This is a genomic window from Paraburkholderia sediminicola, from assembly GCF_046026675.1.
Classification (GTDB): Bacteria; Pseudomonadota; Gammaproteobacteria; order Burkholderiales; family Burkholderiaceae; genus Paraburkholderia; species Paraburkholderia sediminicola_F.
In genome coordinates, this window is record NZ_JAQQEY010000001.1 from 952413 (window position 1) to 969328 (window position 16916).

A 16916-nucleotide genomic window follows, 5' to 3' on the forward strand; every position below is an offset into this window, starting at 1 on the left:
ATGCGTGCGCTCGCGGCGATCGCGCTGATGTTGTGGGCGACGACCGCCTGCGCCGATTGGCGCGGCGACGTGCAGTCCGCAAAACTCGTGGGCGAAGGCGATTTCAGCGTGTTTGGATTCAAGCTTTATCGGGCGCAGATGTGGAGCGAACGCGTGCCCGTCGACTATGAGGAACGCTTCGCGCTGCACATCATTTACGCTCGTGGCATCAAGCGTGAGCGGTTCGTCGATGCGGGCATCAGCGAGATCGAGCGTCTTGCGGGCGCGCCGATTCCAGCGGATACGTTGGAGCGCTGGCGTGCGGATATGATGCAGGCATTTGTCGATGTCGGCCCCGGCGACCAGTTAAGCGCGGTCTATCTGCCGGACAAGGGCGTGCGTTTTTATGCGGGTGACCGTATGACCGGCGAGTTCGACGATCCTGCATTCGCGCGGGCCTTCTTCGGCATCTGGCTCGATCCGTCGACGCGCGCGCCGACCTTGCGCAAGCAGTTGCTCGGTACGACGCAGTGAGGCGTGCATGATGCGCATGGCAACGATTGCGCACCGCCATCACGCTGCGCCTTGCCACTGACCTGTGCGTCGATAAAAGCGCTGGTATCGTCGAGTACTGGCGCAAAGCCACGCAACGGCCCGGCGATGGCGCCGACCAGCAGCGCGTGCCCAATCCGCGGATAGTGTTTCACTTCAACGGTATCGCCGGCGGCGCGCAGCCTGGCCGCGAACCGGTCGGTGTTGCCCGGATCGACTGTCGTATCGCGCTCGCCCGCCGCGAGGAACACCGGTGGTTCGTCGCCTTCGACGAAGTTGATCGGCTGGCTCGCCGTGCGCAACGCGGGCGGGAAAATTTCTTCAAGCGTCGCGTCGTGCAGCGGCAGAAAATCATACGGGCCGGCAAGGCCGATCACGCCGCTCAAGTCGCGTTTGTTCATCTGTTGCGCTGCCAGATAGCGACCGTCGGTGGCCAGCAGCATCACGATATGCGCGCCGGCCGAATGACCCATCAGAAAGATCCGTGACGGGTCGCCGCCGAACTCGGCGGCGTGATCGCGTGCCCAGCGCACGGCCGCTGCCGCGTCGTCGACAAAGCCAGGGAAGGCGGTTTCCGGCCACGTCCGATAGTCGGGCACCATGGCCACAAAGCCACGTGAAGCCAGCGCCGCACCGACGAATAGATAGCTGTCGCGCGAACCGCTCTGCCAGCTGCCGCCGTAAAAGAACACGACGATCGGCCGGCCGTGCGAACCGCTTTGCGGTGAACTGGCGGCGGGCATGTAGACATCTAGCGTCTGGCGCGGCGAGCTGCCGTACGCGAGGCCGTGCTCAGCCCGGAAATTCTTGTGCGATACGGTGGCGTTGAGCACACCCGCGGCGCTACAGCCGCCCAGAGCGGCGAGCGCCAGCGCGGCGGTCAAGGTAAGCAGGCGTCGAGGCATGAGAGTCGGGTCCATCGAAAATCGTTCGATAAAAAGCGTTCGAACAATGTACGCGCCAACCCGATAACCGGATGCAGAAAGTTGCCTCGCCACGTTACCCCGCGTGAAACGGCGGCCAGGGCGAAATGCCGGCGACTTGCAGCAGCAGAATGAGATTGAGCGCCAGCACGGCGGCCGTGCCCGCAACCGCGGCGATCGTGGTCGAACGGCGATTCCGGTAGCGGCCCATCAAGTCGCCACGTGAAGTGAACCACACCAGCGCGATCATCGGCACCGGTAGCGCGATGCTCAGCACCACCTGGCTCAGCACCAGCGCGCGTGTCGCATCCACGCCGCAGGCAACCACCACGAAGGCCGGCACCATCGTAATGAGCCGCCGCGTCCACACGGGGATATGAAAGCCGACAAAGCCCTGCATGATCATCTGCCCGGCCATTGTGCCGACGACCGAGCTCGACACACCGGACGCGATGAGCGCCGCAAGAAAGAGACCCGCCGCGGCGCCACCAAGCAGCGGCGTGAGCGTGCGCCATGCCGTTTCGATGCTGGCCATATCGGCGTGCCCCGCATGAAATGCGCTCGACGCCATGATCACCATCGCCATGTTGATGAGTCCGGCGACGCCGAGCGCAACCACCACCTCGATATTCGAAAAACGAAGCAGCTTGGCGCGCTCACCTTCATTACGCGGCTTGACGCGATTCTGCGTGAGTCCCGAATGCAGGAACAGCACATGCGGCATGACCGTTGCCCCGATGATTCCGACGGAAATCGTCAGCGCGTTGCTATCGGGCATGCCCGGCGTGAACGTATGTTTGACGACCGATGGCCAATGCACCGGCGCGATCAGCAACTCGGCGAGATACGACAGCCCGATCACACCGACGAGCGCCGCGATCGCCAGTTCTAGCGGGCGGAAGCCGCGCTTCTCGAACTGCAGCAAACCGTAGGTGACGGCGGCCGTGATCAGCATGCTCGGCATCATCGGTAGATGCGTGAGCAACGAAACGCCAATCGCACCGCCGACGAATTCCGCCAGATCGGTCGCCATCGCCGCGATTTCGCTGATGCCCCACATCGCGAGCACACAACGGCGCGGCAGTGCCGAGCGGCACAATTCGGCGAGATTACTGCCGGTCACGAGCCCAAGCTTGGCGGACAAAGCCTGAAATAGCATCGCCACGATGTTCGCCAACGCCACCACCCAGAGCAGCGTATAGCCGTAACCGGCGCCCGCCTGAATATTGGTAGCGAAGTTGCCCGGGTCCATATACGCGATCGAGGCTACGACCGCCGGTCCAACGAACGGCAGCATCGTCCGCAGGCCGCGACGCCGCCCCGCCAGCGTTTCGCGGATATCGAAACAGGTCTGCTCGGTGAGGGTTTGAGGCACGGGGGCGTGACTGATCGCTTCGTTCATGACTGCTCCTGTCCGTCTTCAAGCGTTCAAGGCAATCCAGATGAAGGCCGGCTAACGGGTGAGCGCGATCAGCATCGCGGCGACCCGTTGCCGGTGCATCCGGCACAGCACGTCGCGTGCTTCAGGCGCTCATGTTGAGCGTGCCGTTCACGCCATTCGGGAAGAAGCCCCCCTTGGTCGCCATCGAACTCGTCAGATAGACGATGTTGAGCACGTTGCCATAGCCGCGGCTGAAGGCGAGCCCGTTGCTGTCGAGCGGCACGATGTTCGACGAGCCGGACGTCGCGCCCGTGATGCCCTGATCGTCGTGGCCGTTCTGGTCGAGACTGGCGCGCGCGGCGGAGATTGCGTTGGCGGCGGTGTAGATACTCGCGGTGTCGACGCCTTTTGCAAATAGCACCGTACGCACGAGCCCTGCGTGATACGCCTCGGCTGCGAGGATGCCGGCAGCCGCTTCGAGGAAGGTCTTGTTGGAGATGAGCGGGGAGGCGCCCTTATAGGCCGTCACGCCGACGTCTTCGAAGATGAACGCACCGAGCAGGAAGTTGTTGTCGTTCGCATACGGATTGAAGGCGACGCCCGCGCCGACCAGACCCGCAGCGCGCGCCGCGTTCGAGAACGCTCCGTTCGGATTGGTGCCGCCGATGTCGATCGAGGGCATCGCGACTGCCGCCGAGCCCAACGCGCTGCGCAGGAAGGTGACGTGCTCGCGTTCGTCGTTGGCGATTTCGTTCGCATAGGCCTGAACGACCGGATCCTGGAACGGTACCTGCTGCCCTGGAATTACCGTGCCCAGCGTACCTACGCCGGCCGTCATGCTGGCCGCGAGGCCCGCACCCGTCGTCGCATACGTATAGAACTGCGATTCCAGGTATTCCAGATTCAGTGCGAAGTTGAGAATCTCCGGATCGGTCGGTGCGCTGGCGGCCGACGCGCTCGCGCCGGAACCACCGCCGCACGCACTGATCAGCGTGCCGCCGACCAGACCCAGGCCCAGGCCGCCAGCGTTGCGAAAGAACTGTCTGCGCTGCAGGCGCCGTTCAACCCGGCGGTCAAATATGTCGATAAGCTCTGCTGATTTATTGCTGGATTCCGACATGGCTATGCTCCTCAGATGGTTCGACGCCAATGCCGCGGACTCGCGACGCATACGCGCGGACAACTGCTATCCACGCGATGCTCAAACGCAAATCGCGGACGCAAAGAGGCCCCGTTCTTCTGAGAAGAACTAAACGATGTAGGGGGAAGAAATCGAGTCCTCAACTTCTTTACGGCGCGAGTGCGCTGCCAGATGCAAGCCTCACAAAACATTTCTCTGTGCGCTCGCAGCATGAGACTGGCTGACACGGTTTTTCCGGCTCGAGAAAGCCTATCGGCGTCGTGCGGAAAAAGCGCCCGGCGACCAGGCCCCGCCCGGCTCGCGGAGGCCATCCGGCGATCCTCTGTACATCCTCTGTACAATTGGCCGATCGTCAACATCGTTTCACCCCCACCGAATTCATGGCCATTACCTACAAGACTCCTGACGACATCGCCAAGCTGCGCATTTCCGGCCGCCTCGCGGCCGACGTGCTGGCGATGATCGGCGAGCACGTCAAGGCCGGTGTCTCCACCGACGAACTCGACGCGCTGTGCAACGACTACATTGTCAATACGCAAAAGTCGGTTCCGGCAAATGTTGGCTATTTGGGCTTTCCAAAGACGGTTTGCACGTCCGTCAACCAGGTGGTGTGCCACGGCATTCCCAACCGCAGCGAAATCCTGAAAGACGGCGACATCATCAATATCGACGTTGCGATCATCAAAGACGGCTATTTCGGCGACACCAGCCGCATGTATTGCGTCGGCCAGCCGAGCACAGTGGCGCGCCAGCTGATCGACACGACCTACGAAGCGATGCTGGCCGGCATTCGCGAGGTCAAGCCGGGCGCCACGCTTGGCGACGTCGGCTACGCGATCCAGAAGATCGCGCAGCGCGACGGTTTCTCGATCGTGCGCGACTATTGCGGGCACGGCATCGGCAAGGTTTATCACGAAGACCCGCAAGTGCTGCACTACGGTCAGCCGGGGCAGGGCGTGCGTTTGAAGCCGGGCATGGTCTTCACGATCGAACCGATGATCAACGCGGGCCGCGCCGGCACTGCGGTGCAGCGTGACGGCTGGACTGTGGTCACCAAAGACCGTTCGCTGTCGGCGCAATGGGAGCACATGATCGCCGTGACCGAAGAGGGCTACGAGCTGCTGACGCCGTGGCCGGACGGCACCGGCAATTACGAAGCACCTTGAACGCAGTGACCAGCGCGTCTGACGAACCGGCTATCCGGACGGTGGGCGCGCGAATTGCTGCCCAGCGGGCGCGCGGCGCCTGCACCAGGAACCGCCGCTACAGTTCGATCCGGCAAATAAGGATTTGACTCGCGCGCCGGTTCGGTTAAAGCTATGCCTTAGGGTTTCAAGGGGTTTTCGTCTGCATGAGTCCGTCATTGACCGTTCGCCGTATCGCCGCTGATCAGGGCGCTGTTTTCCGCGAACTCCGTACTGCGTCGCTGCGGGAGGCACCCTATGCCTTCGGCGAGACGCTAGAGGACGCGTTGTCGGCGGATGCCGCCACGTTCGACGCCACCGCTGCCGAACACGCCGTTTCGTTTATCTTCACCAGTTTCATCCTCTATACCGAGGGCCATCCGGCAGGGCTAATCGAAGCTTATTTCGACGACACCGCGGCGCGCCGCGCGTTCGTCTGCGAGTTGTGGGTGGCGCCGGCCGTGCGTCATCTGCGAGGCGGGGAGTTGCTGGTCGACACCGCCAGCGCCTGGCTTGCCGGCGAAGGCGCCATGGAAATCTACGCGTGGGTCGCCGACGCCAACCGCAATGCGATGCGCTTTTACGAGGCGCTCGGCTTCGGTCCCACCGGCGAACATCGGCGCGTCGTGCGTGCGCCCGAGCAGGCAGAAAGCCTGCTGGTGCGGCACGTGCCGACCACATCACAGGTATTTCAGCAGTGATCCCGCGAGCGGCGCGTCAGCCTGCCGCTCACTTCCCATCCGCGTCGCTACAGCGCTCATGGCCGAATGACCGGCCAGAACGCGGCCTGAATGGCCGAGGCGTGGCCACGTCATGGGTATTCAGGCCGCCGTGGTGCGTTCTGTCGGCAAAAAAACTCGCTCCCCGCCTGGACGCCTGTAAAATACGCAAAATTTTTTGCCGAACGCTATGTCGCCCAAGAAATCGCCCTTTTTCGAACTCCGCAGCGGCTCTGTCGACACGCTCCTGTTTGTGGTCAAGACAACCGACCTCGACGCGATGCGTGCCGAACTGACCCGGCGCTTCGAGGCGACCCCCGAATTTTTCGCTAACGACGTCGTCGCGATCGACGTGCGCCGGCTCGCCGAGAACGAACGCGTGCCGCTCGCCGACATCGCGCAACTGCTCGACAGCGTGCGCATGCGCCCGGTCGGCGTGGTGGCCAATGCGCAGCAAGCGTGGGCGGCGGAGTCCGCGCTGCCCTTGCTCGAAGCGCGTGACCGTCGCGGCGCGTCCGCTAAATCCGCTGACGAAGAAGCCGCCAATGCGGCCGCTACGGCACCGGCTACCACCGCAGCGACGGCCACGCCGCCGGCCGATCTGTTTTCGGCAGTAGAAGGCACACCGGCCACGGCCGCCGCGGTCGAACCTGCACCGGCCGCCGAGCCCGTGCGCCTCGCCACGTCGTCGCAAACCATGGTGGTCGACAAGCCGTTGCGCTCGGGCCAGCGCATCTACGCAAAGGGCGATCTGGTCGTGCTCGGTCTGGTGAGCTACGGCGCGGAAGTGATCGCGGAAGGCAACATCCATATTTACGCGCCGCTGCGCGGCCGGGCGTTGGCCGGCGTGCAGGGCAATCACGACGCGCGCATTTTCTGTACGTGTCTCGAGCCGGAACTCATCTCGATCGCGGGCATCTATCGTACGACCGAGAACCCGCTGCCGGCCGACGTGCTCGGCAAGCCGGTGCAGATCTGGCTTGAAGAAGAAAAACTGATGATCGAACCGTTGCGGCTCACCTGATCGACGTGAAGCGCGCGCTGCCCTGAACGTACAAGGCACGCGGGGTTCCACGGCAAATATGGCCGCACATAATTGACGAATTTGACGAACACAAGGTAAGGGTAATGGCAAAAATCATTGTGGTGACTTCGGGCAAGGGTGGCGTGGGCAAGACGACCACGAGCGCGAGTTTTGCATCGGCCCTCGCATTGCGTGGCAGCAAAACCGCCGTGATCGACTTCGACGTCGGCCTGCGTAACCTCGACCTCATCATGGGCTGCGAGCGCCGTGTGGTGTACGACCTGATCAACGTGATCCAGGGCGAAGCCAACCTGAACCAGGCGCTGATCAAGGACAAGAAGTGTGAGAACCTCTTTATTCTCCCGGCGTCGCAGACGCGTGACAAGGACGCGCTGACGCTGGAAGGCGTCGAGAAGATCATCAACGACCTGATCGCGATGGACTTCGAATATATCGTCTGCGATTCGCCGGCGGGTATCGAATCGGGCGCGCTGCTCGCCATGCACTTCGCCGACGAAGCGCTGATCGTGACGAATCCGGAAGTGTCCTCGGTGCGCGACTCGGACCGTATTCTCGGCATCCTGTCGTCGAAGACCAAGCGCGCAATCGAAAGCAAGGAGCCGATCAAGGAACACCTGCTGATCACCCGCTACAACCCGAAGCGCGTGAGCGAAGGTGAAATGCTGTCGCTGACCGACATCCAGGAAATCCTGCGCATCGATCTGATCGGCGTGATTCCGGAATCGGAAGCGGTGCTGCATGCGTCGAACCAGGGGCTGCCGGCTGTGCACCTCGACGGTACCGACGTCGCCGAAGCCTATAAAGATGTCGTGTCGCGTTTCCTCGGCGAGCAGAAGTCGCTTCGCTTTACCGATTACCAGAAGCCAGGGCTGCTGCAGCGCCTCTTCGGCACCAAGTAAGGGGAGCGCACGTAATGTCGATTCTTTCGTTTTTGCTGGGCGAGAAGAAGAAATCCGCGTCGGTAGCGAAGGAACGCCTGCAGTTGATCATCGCGCACGAGCGCGCCGGCGGCCATGCGCCTGCCGATTATCTGCCTGCGTTGCAACGCGAACTGGTGGCCGTAATTTCAAAGTACGTGAAAATCTCCGATGACGATATTCGTGTGAGCCTGGAACGTCAGGACGATCTCGAAGTGCTCGAAGTCAAGATCGAAATACCGCAGGTGGGTTCCGCGTAATGTGATGCGCGCTCTGTTTCGTTCCGTCGATGTGACGTGACGAGGTGGGGCGCGTAAGCGCTGTTGTCGCTGTTGTCGTTGTTGTTATGCGTTCTTTGTATCGTTGTGCGGTTTCGTTGTGTCCTCCCGCCGTTCCCCTCCGTCGTTATCCTCGTCGTCGTCCCCGTTGCTTCTGTGTTCATGTGCGCTCGCACAGGTCTTCTCACGCGTGCTTTTCGCGCGGAGAAATAATCCGTTGCACTTCGGGGTGGGCCGTTACACGCCCACAGTCAGCGGTTTCGTCCTCTCGCGCATTAAACGGATAACGCCGCATTCGGTGTCCATCCAAAGAGGGAAAACATGAACAAGACCTTTCGCTTGCTGATCGCCAACGCTGTTCTGATCGCTGCTGGTGCATCCGTTGTGGCCTCCGCTTCGGCCGGGGAAGTCGTCGTGATCGCGCCGTCCGCACCGCCGGCCGTGCGTTACGAAGCCGTGCCGGCACCGCGTGTCGGCTACGTGTGGGATCACGGTCATTGGCGTTGGGATCACGGCCGCTATGTGTGGGACGCGGGCCACTGGCAGGCCGAGCGCGTCGGCTACCACTGGGTGCCGGGCCACTGGGTCGAACACGGTCCGAACTATCGCTGGGTCGAAGGCCACTGGGCTTAAGTCCACCCGCTTCAACAGCGTGCGGTACGGCGGAATCGACACCGCCCGTGCCGCTCCCCCCAGTTTGACGACACAGGCGCCGCTCGTGCGTCCGGCGTAGCGCTCGCCTGTGTTTCAGAGGAACACGTGATGAAAAAGAATCTGCTTCTGATCGCCGTACTGGCGGTCATGCTAGCCGGTTGCGTAGTGGTGCCGGCGCGGCCGGTTTATATGCGTGCACCGGCGGTTGTCATTTACTGACGTGGGGCGCCGTCTTCAGCAGGCGCATCGCCCGTGATCTCATCGACGGCCGTTGGTTCGGGCGCGTCGACTTCGGGCACTTCCGGCACCGGTGCGGGTGCTGGCTGCGGCAGCGGCGCCATATAGCGCTGGGCCAGCGACTCATACAACGGCGGCGCGAAGAGACGCGCCACACGGCTCGCAATCAACGCGGTGGCCATCAGCGAAATCACCAGCGCATGGCCGTCGATCATCTCCATCACGATCACGAACGACGTAATCGGCGACTGTGTGACGGCAGCCAGATAGCCGACCATCGCGAGGGCGATCAGCATCGATAATTGCATCGAGCCGAACACCATGTGCAGCAGATTGCCGAAGCCCGCACCGATCGACAGCGACGGTGCGAAGATGCCGCCCGGAATGCCCGGCAGGTACGAGCCGACCATCGAGATCATCTTCAGAAACGGATAGAACACAGACAGGTGCTCGTGCCCGTCGAGCAGGCCACGCGCTTCCGCATAGCCGCTGCCGAAGGTCGTGCCGCCGGAGATGAGACCGACCACCGCAATCACGAAACCGCACAGCGCGGCGAACGCGACCGGCCGCTCGCCGTGCAACTGTCGCAGCGGCGCCGGAATCCAGCGCGCGGTGTTCAGCAGCAGCCAGCCGAACACGCCGCCCGCAATACCGGTGACGATTGCCGTGAGCACGACGGCCACCGCCAGCAGATCGGGGAAGTGCGCGCCGATCTGGATGGTGCCGAAATAGGTGTAGTTGCCGTTCAGCCCCAGCGCGATCACACCGGCGATGATGATCGCCGTAATCAGCACGCCGCTCGCGCGGGCCTCGAAGCTGCGCGTGAGTTCCTCGATCGCGAACACGATCCCCGCCAACGGCGTATTGAACGCCGCGGACAAACCCGCTGCCGCGCCCGCCAGCACCAGTTGCCGTTCGATCTGCGCGTTCGAGCGTGGATACAGCCGCCGCAGATTGAACATCAGCGCCGCGCCAACCTGCACGGTCGGCCCTTCGCGCCCGATCGTAAAGCCGCCGAGAATCGCCAGAAACGACACGGCGATCTTGCCGAACAGAATCCGGAACGACAACAGCCGTGCGCCGTATTCGCCGGGCTTGGCATGCAGGGTGGCGATGACTTGTGGAATGCCGCTGCCTTCGGCGCCGCGGAAGAACGTGCGCGTGAGCCAGACGGCGAGCGCCGCGACGGCGGGCGTGACGATCAACGGCGCCCAGACGTACCGCTGCTGCATGGTGCGGAATTCGCCGTAGCCCCAATCGATCAGCCTGGCATACAGCACCGCCACCAGGCCGACCGCGATCGCGCCGAGCCAGAAGATGCCGTATTGACGCCACAGGCGTCTCGCGCGACGCACGATGCCGGAAGAGAGGGGAAGAAGTGCCCGGGACATGAGGATGTGCTGGCGCAAAAGGTGAATTATAAAGCGCGCCCGATCGCTTCAACCGTATGAAAGTTTTTTGAAATATAGTAAAAGGGCTATTCGTAAGGCGCGCGGTGTAACGCCCTGTATTAATGCCGGTACGGCGCACTGGAGCGTTCGGCGATGATTAATCCAATCGTCGGCTAAAATATTCTGATGTTCGAACAATTAATAGGTCCTCAATGAAGCGAGTCCTGATCGTCAAGGTCACTTCGCTCGGCGATATCGTGCAGGCATTGCCAGTCGCCGCTGACATCAAACGCGCGTTTCCCGGCGTCGAAGTGGACTGGGCGGCCGACGAGGCATTCGCCGAAGTGGTGCATTGGAGCACGAGCGTCGACCGGGTGCTTTGCGCGCCGCTGCGCCGTTTCAAGAAGGCGCGCCGCTGGGGCGATTTCAAGGCAATCTGGGCGTCGATCGCCGAATTGCGCGCCTATCGCTACGACTACATCATCGATATTCACGGCGTGTACAAGAGCGCGATCATCGCCTTTCTGGCGCGTTCGTCGAAGCGTATTGGCTACCAGTCCCAGGATCTGGGCGAGCGGGGCGCTGCCTTTGCCTACACGGGGCGTTTCGGCCCGCGTCCGCAGTGCGATGCGTGGCATGGCATGCGCATCAGCGCGAGCGAGGCGCTGGGTTACGAGGTCGAAGGCCCGGCCGTCTACAATCTGCGCCTGCCCGAACCGGCCACCGCGCCGTTCGCGGCTGATAGCGCACCGGTCGCGGCGCTGTTTCACGCCACCTCCAAAGACGACAAGAAGTGGCCACTGCCTCATTGGGTCGCGGTCGGTCAGGAGTTGGCGCAGCGCGGTTTCCATGTGGTGTTGCCATGGGGCTCGGAAGGCGAGCGCGCCGAGGCGGAGCAAATCGCGTCGCAGGTGCCGGGTTCGACCGTCCTGCCGAAGCTGAGCGTGACCGAAATCGCGCAAATGATCGACGCCTGCGCGCTGGTGGTCGGCACCGACACGGGTTTTGTTCATATGGCGCATGCATTGCTGAAGCGCACGGTCATGATTTTCGTGGCGACCTCGCCGGACCATTGCGGCATTGACGCACCGTTCCGCTCGATCTCGATCGGCGACGGCCGTTCAGTGCCGTCCATTGCGCAAGCACTCGAGGCGATCGATTACGTGCACAGCAATGCGTCCAGCGACGCGCATACCGAGCCACGCGCCGTCGTTATGCAGCACGGATCGGCCGCAGCCTGAGCGCAGCTTTGCAGCGCTTTCGCGCAATCGTTTGGCTAAAAGAAAAGAGGCGCGACGCGCAGTCGCCCAATCAAACGAGCGCTGCCACGGAACGCCTCCGAAAAACGCCCGCGTCGGGGAACTACGGGCGGAGAGGAATCACTACAATGAACAAACTGACTCACGCACTGAGCGGCCACGTCGAGTAGCCGACTCAGTTCTAAAGAGACCGCCGACCGGCGGTCGAGTTCAATAGCGCATTCATCAAGAGATGCCGCGCGCGCCGGCAGATTCGTGCGCCGCTCATTGGCGTCTCGCGGGCGGCTACTCGTGGCCGCTCCCAGCGTTTGGATAAGCGCCGCGCATTACACACCTGTTAAATCTGTCGCTTTTCGTTGAGTGCCTAATTGGCTATACGTGTGCGCTTTTGCATGGCTATTGGCTCAGCCATGGCGCATGGAAACGCCTGCCCAACACCCATAATCAGCGCCCCGATTCGCGCACCCGCCACGGGCAGGACTTGCGCGGATCGTGCATGTTCAAAGCAGTATAGGCGGTGTTTTTGTCTGACGTGAGTCTGTCGTCGTCGCGCTTCGGGTGCAGCGGGTTTCGGGGTCCGAAGGTGTAACACCTCAGTGATTTTCCCTTACAAATCGCAACGTTCGCGCGAGGCCGGGTCGTGTTCAATCGAGTCATTCGGGGTTTCGGCTCGAATGAATCTGACTCGAAGGAGAACAATATGAAACGCTTAATCCTGACCCTGATCGCCGGCACACTACTCGCAACGGCGCTCGGCGGCTGCATCGTTGCACCGGCGCCTGGCTATTACTACGGTGGCGGCGGTTATTACCACCACGGCGGGTACTACTACCGGTAAGGGCTTGCGGCGCGCGAGAGGCCTGGACGGTCCGGCCTGGATGCAGCGCCACGCTGACGGCTGCCTCTTGCCTGCATAGGCGCGGGCAGCCGCTCAAGCGCTTCTTCGGATCAAGTCAGACCGCTTTCGTCCGCCGCGCCCAACCGGGTATCGCGGCGTTCGCCCGCTCAGGCGAGCAGCATTTCGAAAGCGATCACGGCAGTGATGGCAGCCACGTTCGCGGCCAGTGCCTCCACGACAATGCCTTTCCACGTCGCGGGACGAAAGCGCAAAGCCAGCAGCAGCGAACATAGCAATGCCAGCGCGATGATCATCACGATGTCCGCGTTGTGAAGATGAATATTCATCAGAGCCTCCCTGCTTGCCTTAGGGTTACTGGAATCGAGTATAGGCAAGTCAAAAAGACGCGCAAGGCAGGGATTTACCAGCGCGCCTTTACCCTGATCACATCAGTTGGGCATCGCGGGTTTCGCGCATGCACAGCACACCGATCATGCTGACGGCTGCCGCAATCGACACATAAGCGCCCACCCACGGCAGCCCGCCGTGCGCGGCCAGCACCTGCGCGATATACGGCGCGACTGACGCACCGAGAATCCCACCGAGGTTATACGACACGCCTGCACCGGTATAGCGCACGTTGGTCGGAAACAGTTCCGGCAGCAGCGCGCCCATCGGCGCGAAGGTCACACCCATCAGGAACAGTTCGATCACGAGGAACAGCAGCACCAGCGGCGTCTGGCCGCTGCCGAGCAACGGCGCCATCGTGAAGCCCGACAGGATCGCTGCGATGATGCCGACGATCAGCACTGGCTTGCGGCCATAACGATCGCTTGCCCAGGCCGACAGCGGGGTGGCGAGCGCCATGAATACGACCGCGATGCACAGCATGCCGAGGAAAGTCGGCCGGGGAATATGCAGGACCGACACGCCGTACGACAGCGAAAACGTCGTGGCGTTGTAGAACAGCGTGTAGCAGACCACCATCGCCAGCGCGCCGAGGAGCGTCGGCAGCCCGTGCTGCGAGAACAGCGTGGCGATCGGCACCTTCACGCGTTCCTTGCGTTCGATGGCCGCCTGGAAGGCCGGCGTCTCGGCGATCTTCAAGCGCACATACAAGCCGAGCGCGACCAGCACCGCGCTGACGAGGAACGGCACGCGCCAGCCCCAGCTGCGGAATTGTTCGTCGCTCAAAGACAACGCCAGGGCGAAAAACAGACCGTTAGATGCCAGAAAGCCGATCGACGGCCCCAGTTGCGGGAACATTCCGAACCAGCCGCGTTTGCCGGCCGGTGCGTTCTCGGTGGCGAGCAGCGCCGCGCCGCCCCATTCGCCGCCAAGGCCGATACCCTGGCCGAAGCGCAGCACGCACAGCAAGATCGGCGCGAGGCTGCCGATCGAGTCGTAGCCGGGCACGAAGCCGATCAGCGTGGTCGACACACCCATCACCAGCAGCGAAGCCACCAGCGTCGACTTACGGCCAATCCGGTCGCCGAAGTGACCAAAGATGAACGAACCGATCGGCCGCGCGACGAATGCAATACCGAACGTGACGAAAGCCGACAAAGCCTGGGCGGTCGCCGAGCCGTGCGGGAAAAACACCGGTCCGATGACGAGCGCCGCGGCGGTCGCATAGACGTAGAAATCGTAGAACTCGATCGCGGTGCCGATGAAGCTCGCGAAGATGATCCGCGCGCTGCTGGTCTGCCCGGACGCATTGGGCTGGGCCGCGGAAATCGGCGAAGTGGACATGCAGGGTCTCCTAATGTCGTGATGCCGTCGGGCGCCGTACTTCGATGGGCGGGCGGCGCGTGGTCAGGCGGCATCTATGTTTAAGTTCGTGCGCATCGCGCGTCTCGCTGGCGGTTGAAGCCTGGCTCGGCGCGGACGATGAAGCGACAGCTTACAACGGCGGACGTCAGCCGTCAGCCGTCAATGCTCGCGCGCAAAAGCGGACATACCAGAGGAACAACCGCGTGGGGTGTGTGAGGCGTTTCGTTCAGTCGATGGTCTGCGCTTGCGGCGAGGCGAACTCGCGCAGCTGGAATTTGCCGTTGTCGTTGAACAGCCAGTCTTCGAACAGTTCGAGCTGGCCATGGCCGTTCAGCAATTTGCCGGGCGGTTGCGGCAGCGGCGAGGCGCGCCGCAAGGAGGCGAGCGCGGTGCTTTCGGCTTCGTCGTCGCCATTGGTGCGATACACCGACGACTGCAGCACCCGGCCATCGCGATCTACTGTGAATGACACCACCACCAGCGAGCGCAGCATCGCTTGCGGCGTGCCGCGCAACACAAAGGAAGGGCTGCGTTCGATGATGCGTTGCGCGACCGCGCTGCGGTACTGGTCGAGCGTTGCACTGTTGACGGCCGCCGCCGGCGTGATGACAAGCGGGCGATCAGGTGGCGTGATCGTGCAGCCTGCGAGAGCTGTGAGCGCCAAAACCGAAGCCATCGTGAACGCGGAAGTCGCGCTATGGGCATGCGAAAAGGATGCGCTAACGCGTGAAGCGAAGCGTCCAGTCAAGCGGCGAAGGTGACGTGTGCAGGTGGACATCGTCGAGGTAAGCACTGTGACAGGATCTAACTTGATGGTAGTCAAAAAACGCCAGGATGCAATTGTCGTTCACCCGCTCCTTTGCGATTCGAACGCTTGTAATAGGCTGAAATATGGCCGGATTTCTCTTCGACCAAAACACGCCTACACTTCGATTGCCTCTTTCGAGAGGCATCGGTGGAAGTCTTTCATTTAGCCCGCTTCGCGCGGGCTTTCTTTTTGCGCGACGCTTTGCGCAATCCATCCAGCCGCGAAAATAAAAAAGGCGAACCTGTCGATGAGTTCGCCTTTGTTTTCATGCTGCCTCGCGCCTGCGGTGATGCATGCATTGCCCGACGCGCCCGTGCGCCGCGCCTTACCTTACTTCAACGCTTCCCGTGCAGCCTTGACCGCCGCGAGCACCTGCTCGGGCGCCGTGCCGCCCGGATGGTTGCGGCTCGCCACCGAACCTTCGAGCGTCAGATACGAGAACACGTCCTCACCGATCAGATGCGCGACGTTCGGCAGTTCCTTACGCATTTCTTCCAGCGTCAGGTCCGCCAGATCGCAGCCGCGATCGGCACATACGCGAACTGCCAGCGCCACCGCTTCGTGCGCGTCGCGGAACGGCAGGCCGCGCTTGACGAGGTAGTCGGCGAGATCGGTTGCCGTGGAGAAACCTTGCAACGCGGCGTCGCGCATCGCTTGCGGCTTCACCGAGATGCCGGCGACCATTTCAGCGAAGATGCGCAGCGTGTCCGCGACCGTATCGACAGTGTCGAACAGCGGTTCCTTGTCTTCCTGATTGTCTTTGTTGTACGCGAGCGGCTGGCCTTTCATCAAGGTCAGCAGCGCGATCAGGTGGCCGTTCACGCGGCCCGTCTTGCCACGCGCGAGTTCAGGCACGTCCGGGTTCTTCTTCTGCGGCATGATCGACGAACCGGTGCAGAAACGGTCGGCCAGATCGATGAAGCCGACGCGCGGGCTCATCCACAGCACGAGCTCTTCGGAGAAGCGCGACACGTGCGTCATGATCAATGCCGACGCTGCCGTGAACTCGATCGCGAAGTCACGATCGGACACCGCGTCCAGCGAGTTCGCGCAGATGCCGTCGAAGCCCAGCGTTTTCGCTACGGCATGACGGTCGATCGGATAGCTGGTGCCGGCCAGAGCGGCTGCACCCAGCGGCAGGCGATTCACGCGCTTGCGGCAATCGACCATGCGTTCGGCGTCGCGCGAAAACATTTCGACGTAGGCGAGCAGGTGATGGCCGAACGTGACCGGCTGCGCGACTTGCAGGTGCGTGAAGCCCGGCATGATGGTCGACGCGTTCTTCTCCGCCATGTCGAGCAGGGCCGTGCGCAATTCCGTCAGCAGGCCGCCGATGCGGTCGATTTCGCTGCGCAACCACAGACGGATATCCGTCGCCACCTGGTCGTTACGCGAGCGGCCCGTGTGCAGGCGCTTGCCGGCGTCGCCGATCAGCGCGGTCAGGCGCGCTTCGATGTTCAGGTGGACGTCTTCCAGATCGAGTTGCCACTCGAACTCGCCGCGCTCGATTTCACCCTTGATCTGCGCCATGCCGCGTTGGATCGAGGCGAGGTCGTCGGCGGCGATGATCTTCTGCGCGGCCAGCATCGAGGCGTGCGCAAGCGACCCTTCGATATCGACGAGCGCCAGACGCTTGTCGAAGAAAACCGACGACGTGTAGCGTTTGACAAGCTCCGACATCGGCTCCGAGAAGCGAGCCGACCAGGCTTCGCCTTTTTTGTGCAGTTGGGACGTCATGGTGTTGGGCAGTTAAGCGGCAGTTGAGCGAGCAGTGAAGAGGCTGACGACGTTTACGTACGGTGCAGGCGCCATCGAAACGAGCGAAAGAGAAGGATTT

At 62.4% G+C, this 16916-nt stretch carries 16 protein-coding genes and 1 pseudogene; 9 read left to right on the plus strand and 8 right to left on the minus strand.

From position 1 onward, the window contains the following. Positions 1 to 513, plus strand: a complete 513-nt coding sequence (locus PQQ86_RS04135; RefSeq protein WP_408265060.1) for a chalcone isomerase family protein — start codon at positions 1 to 3, stop codon at positions 511 to 513. Between the two features lie 152 nt (positions 514 to 665). On the opposite strand, the pseudogene PQQ86_RS04140 reads toward PQQ86_RS04135, so the two are convergent. From PQQ86_RS04140 to PQQ86_RS04150, 3 genes and pseudogenes are all read right to left on the minus strand, one after another. Then, a pseudogene (locus PQQ86_RS04140) lies at positions 666 to 1451 on the minus strand (alpha/beta hydrolase); the annotation flags it as partial. A gap of 79 nt (positions 1452 to 1530) precedes the next feature. After that, positions 1531 to 2856: an Nramp family divalent metal transporter gene (locus tag PQQ86_RS04145; protein WP_408265061.1), complete on the minus strand. Its 1326-nt coding sequence runs from the start codon at positions 2854 to 2856 to the stop codon at positions 1531 to 1533. 121 nt (positions 2857 to 2977) lie between these two features. Further along, on the minus strand, positions 2978 to 3955 hold the full coding sequence (locus PQQ86_RS04150) for a ferritin-like domain-containing protein (RefSeq protein ID WP_408265062.1): 978 nt from the start codon (positions 3953 to 3955) through the stop codon (positions 2978 to 2980). Between the two features lie 401 nt (positions 3956 to 4356). Here PQQ86_RS04150 and map point away from each other — a divergent pair, with 401 nt between their 5' ends. The 6 genes from map to PQQ86_RS04180 all read left to right on the plus strand — a co-directional run bounded on the left by map (position 4357) and on the right by PQQ86_RS04180 (position 8752). Then, complete coding sequence (gene map, locus PQQ86_RS04155) at positions 4357 to 5142, plus strand: type I methionyl aminopeptidase (protein WP_408265063.1); 786 nt, start codon at positions 4357 to 4359, stop codon at positions 5140 to 5142. A gap of 185 nt (positions 5143 to 5327) precedes the next feature. Beyond that, positions 5328 to 5861: a GNAT family N-acetyltransferase gene (locus PQQ86_RS04160; RefSeq protein ID WP_408265064.1), complete on the plus strand. Its 534-nt coding sequence runs from the start codon at positions 5328 to 5330 to the stop codon at positions 5859 to 5861. A 208-nt stretch (positions 5862 to 6069) separates the two neighbouring features. After that, the gene (gene minC / locus PQQ86_RS04165; protein ID WP_408265065.1) at positions 6070 to 6903 is read left to right on the plus strand and encodes a septum site-determining protein MinC; all 834 of its coding nucleotides are present in this window, start codon (positions 6070 to 6072) and stop codon (positions 6901 to 6903) included. Between the two features lie 104 nt (positions 6904 to 7007). After that, entirely contained in the window at positions 7008 to 7823 is an 816-nt protein-coding gene (gene minD / locus PQQ86_RS04170) for a septum site-determining protein MinD (protein WP_054035077.1), read from the plus strand. 14 nt (positions 7824 to 7837) lie between these two features. Continuing rightward, positions 7838 to 8101, plus strand: a complete 264-nt coding sequence (gene minE / locus PQQ86_RS04175) for a cell division topological specificity factor MinE (protein WP_054035076.1) — start codon at positions 7838 to 7840, stop codon at positions 8099 to 8101. Positions 8102 to 8440: 339 nt separating this feature from the next. Next, on the plus strand, positions 8441 to 8752 hold the full coding sequence (locus PQQ86_RS04180; RefSeq protein ID WP_408265066.1) for a hypothetical protein: 312 nt from the start codon (positions 8441 to 8443) through the stop codon (positions 8750 to 8752). 233 nt (positions 8753 to 8985) lie between these two features. Here PQQ86_RS04180 and PQQ86_RS04185 read toward each other — a convergent pair whose 3' ends face one another. Beyond that, positions 8986 to 10401, minus strand: coding sequence for a chloride channel protein (locus PQQ86_RS04185; protein WP_408265067.1), 1416 nt, complete (start codon positions 10399 to 10401; stop codon positions 8986 to 8988). A gap of 212 nt (positions 10402 to 10613) precedes the next feature. Between PQQ86_RS04185 and waaC the strand changes: the two genes are divergently transcribed. After that, positions 10614 to 11642 (plus strand): lipopolysaccharide heptosyltransferase I, encoded by a 1029-nt coding sequence (gene waaC, locus PQQ86_RS04190; RefSeq protein WP_408265068.1) that lies wholly within the window; start codon positions 10614 to 10616, stop codon positions 11640 to 11642. Positions 11643 to 12360: 718 nt separating this feature from the next. Beyond that, positions 12361 to 12498, plus strand: coding sequence for a hypothetical protein (locus tag PQQ86_RS04195; protein ID WP_167363299.1), 138 nt, complete (start codon positions 12361 to 12363; stop codon positions 12496 to 12498). A 167-nt stretch (positions 12499 to 12665) separates the two neighbouring features. On the opposite strand, the gene PQQ86_RS04200 is transcribed toward PQQ86_RS04195, so the two are convergent. The 4 genes from PQQ86_RS04200 to argH form a co-directional block, all read right to left on the minus strand. Beyond that, positions 12666 to 12845 (minus strand): hypothetical protein, encoded by a 180-nt coding sequence (locus tag PQQ86_RS04200; protein ID WP_074285075.1) that lies wholly within the window; start codon positions 12843 to 12845, stop codon positions 12666 to 12668. 97 nt (positions 12846 to 12942) lie between these two features. Next, positions 12943 to 14250, minus strand: coding sequence for an MFS transporter (locus PQQ86_RS04205; RefSeq protein WP_408265069.1), 1308 nt, complete (start codon positions 14248 to 14250; stop codon positions 12943 to 12945). 247 nt (positions 14251 to 14497) lie between these two features. Beyond that, positions 14498 to 14947, minus strand: a complete 450-nt coding sequence (locus tag PQQ86_RS04210) for an energy transducer TonB family protein (RefSeq protein WP_408265070.1) — start codon at positions 14945 to 14947, stop codon at positions 14498 to 14500. 462 nt (positions 14948 to 15409) lie between these two features. After that, on the minus strand, positions 15410 to 16816 hold the full coding sequence (argH, locus tag PQQ86_RS04215) for an argininosuccinate lyase (protein ID WP_408265071.1): 1407 nt from the start codon (positions 16814 to 16816) through the stop codon (positions 15410 to 15412). Positions 16817 to 16916 lie beyond the last annotated feature (100 nt).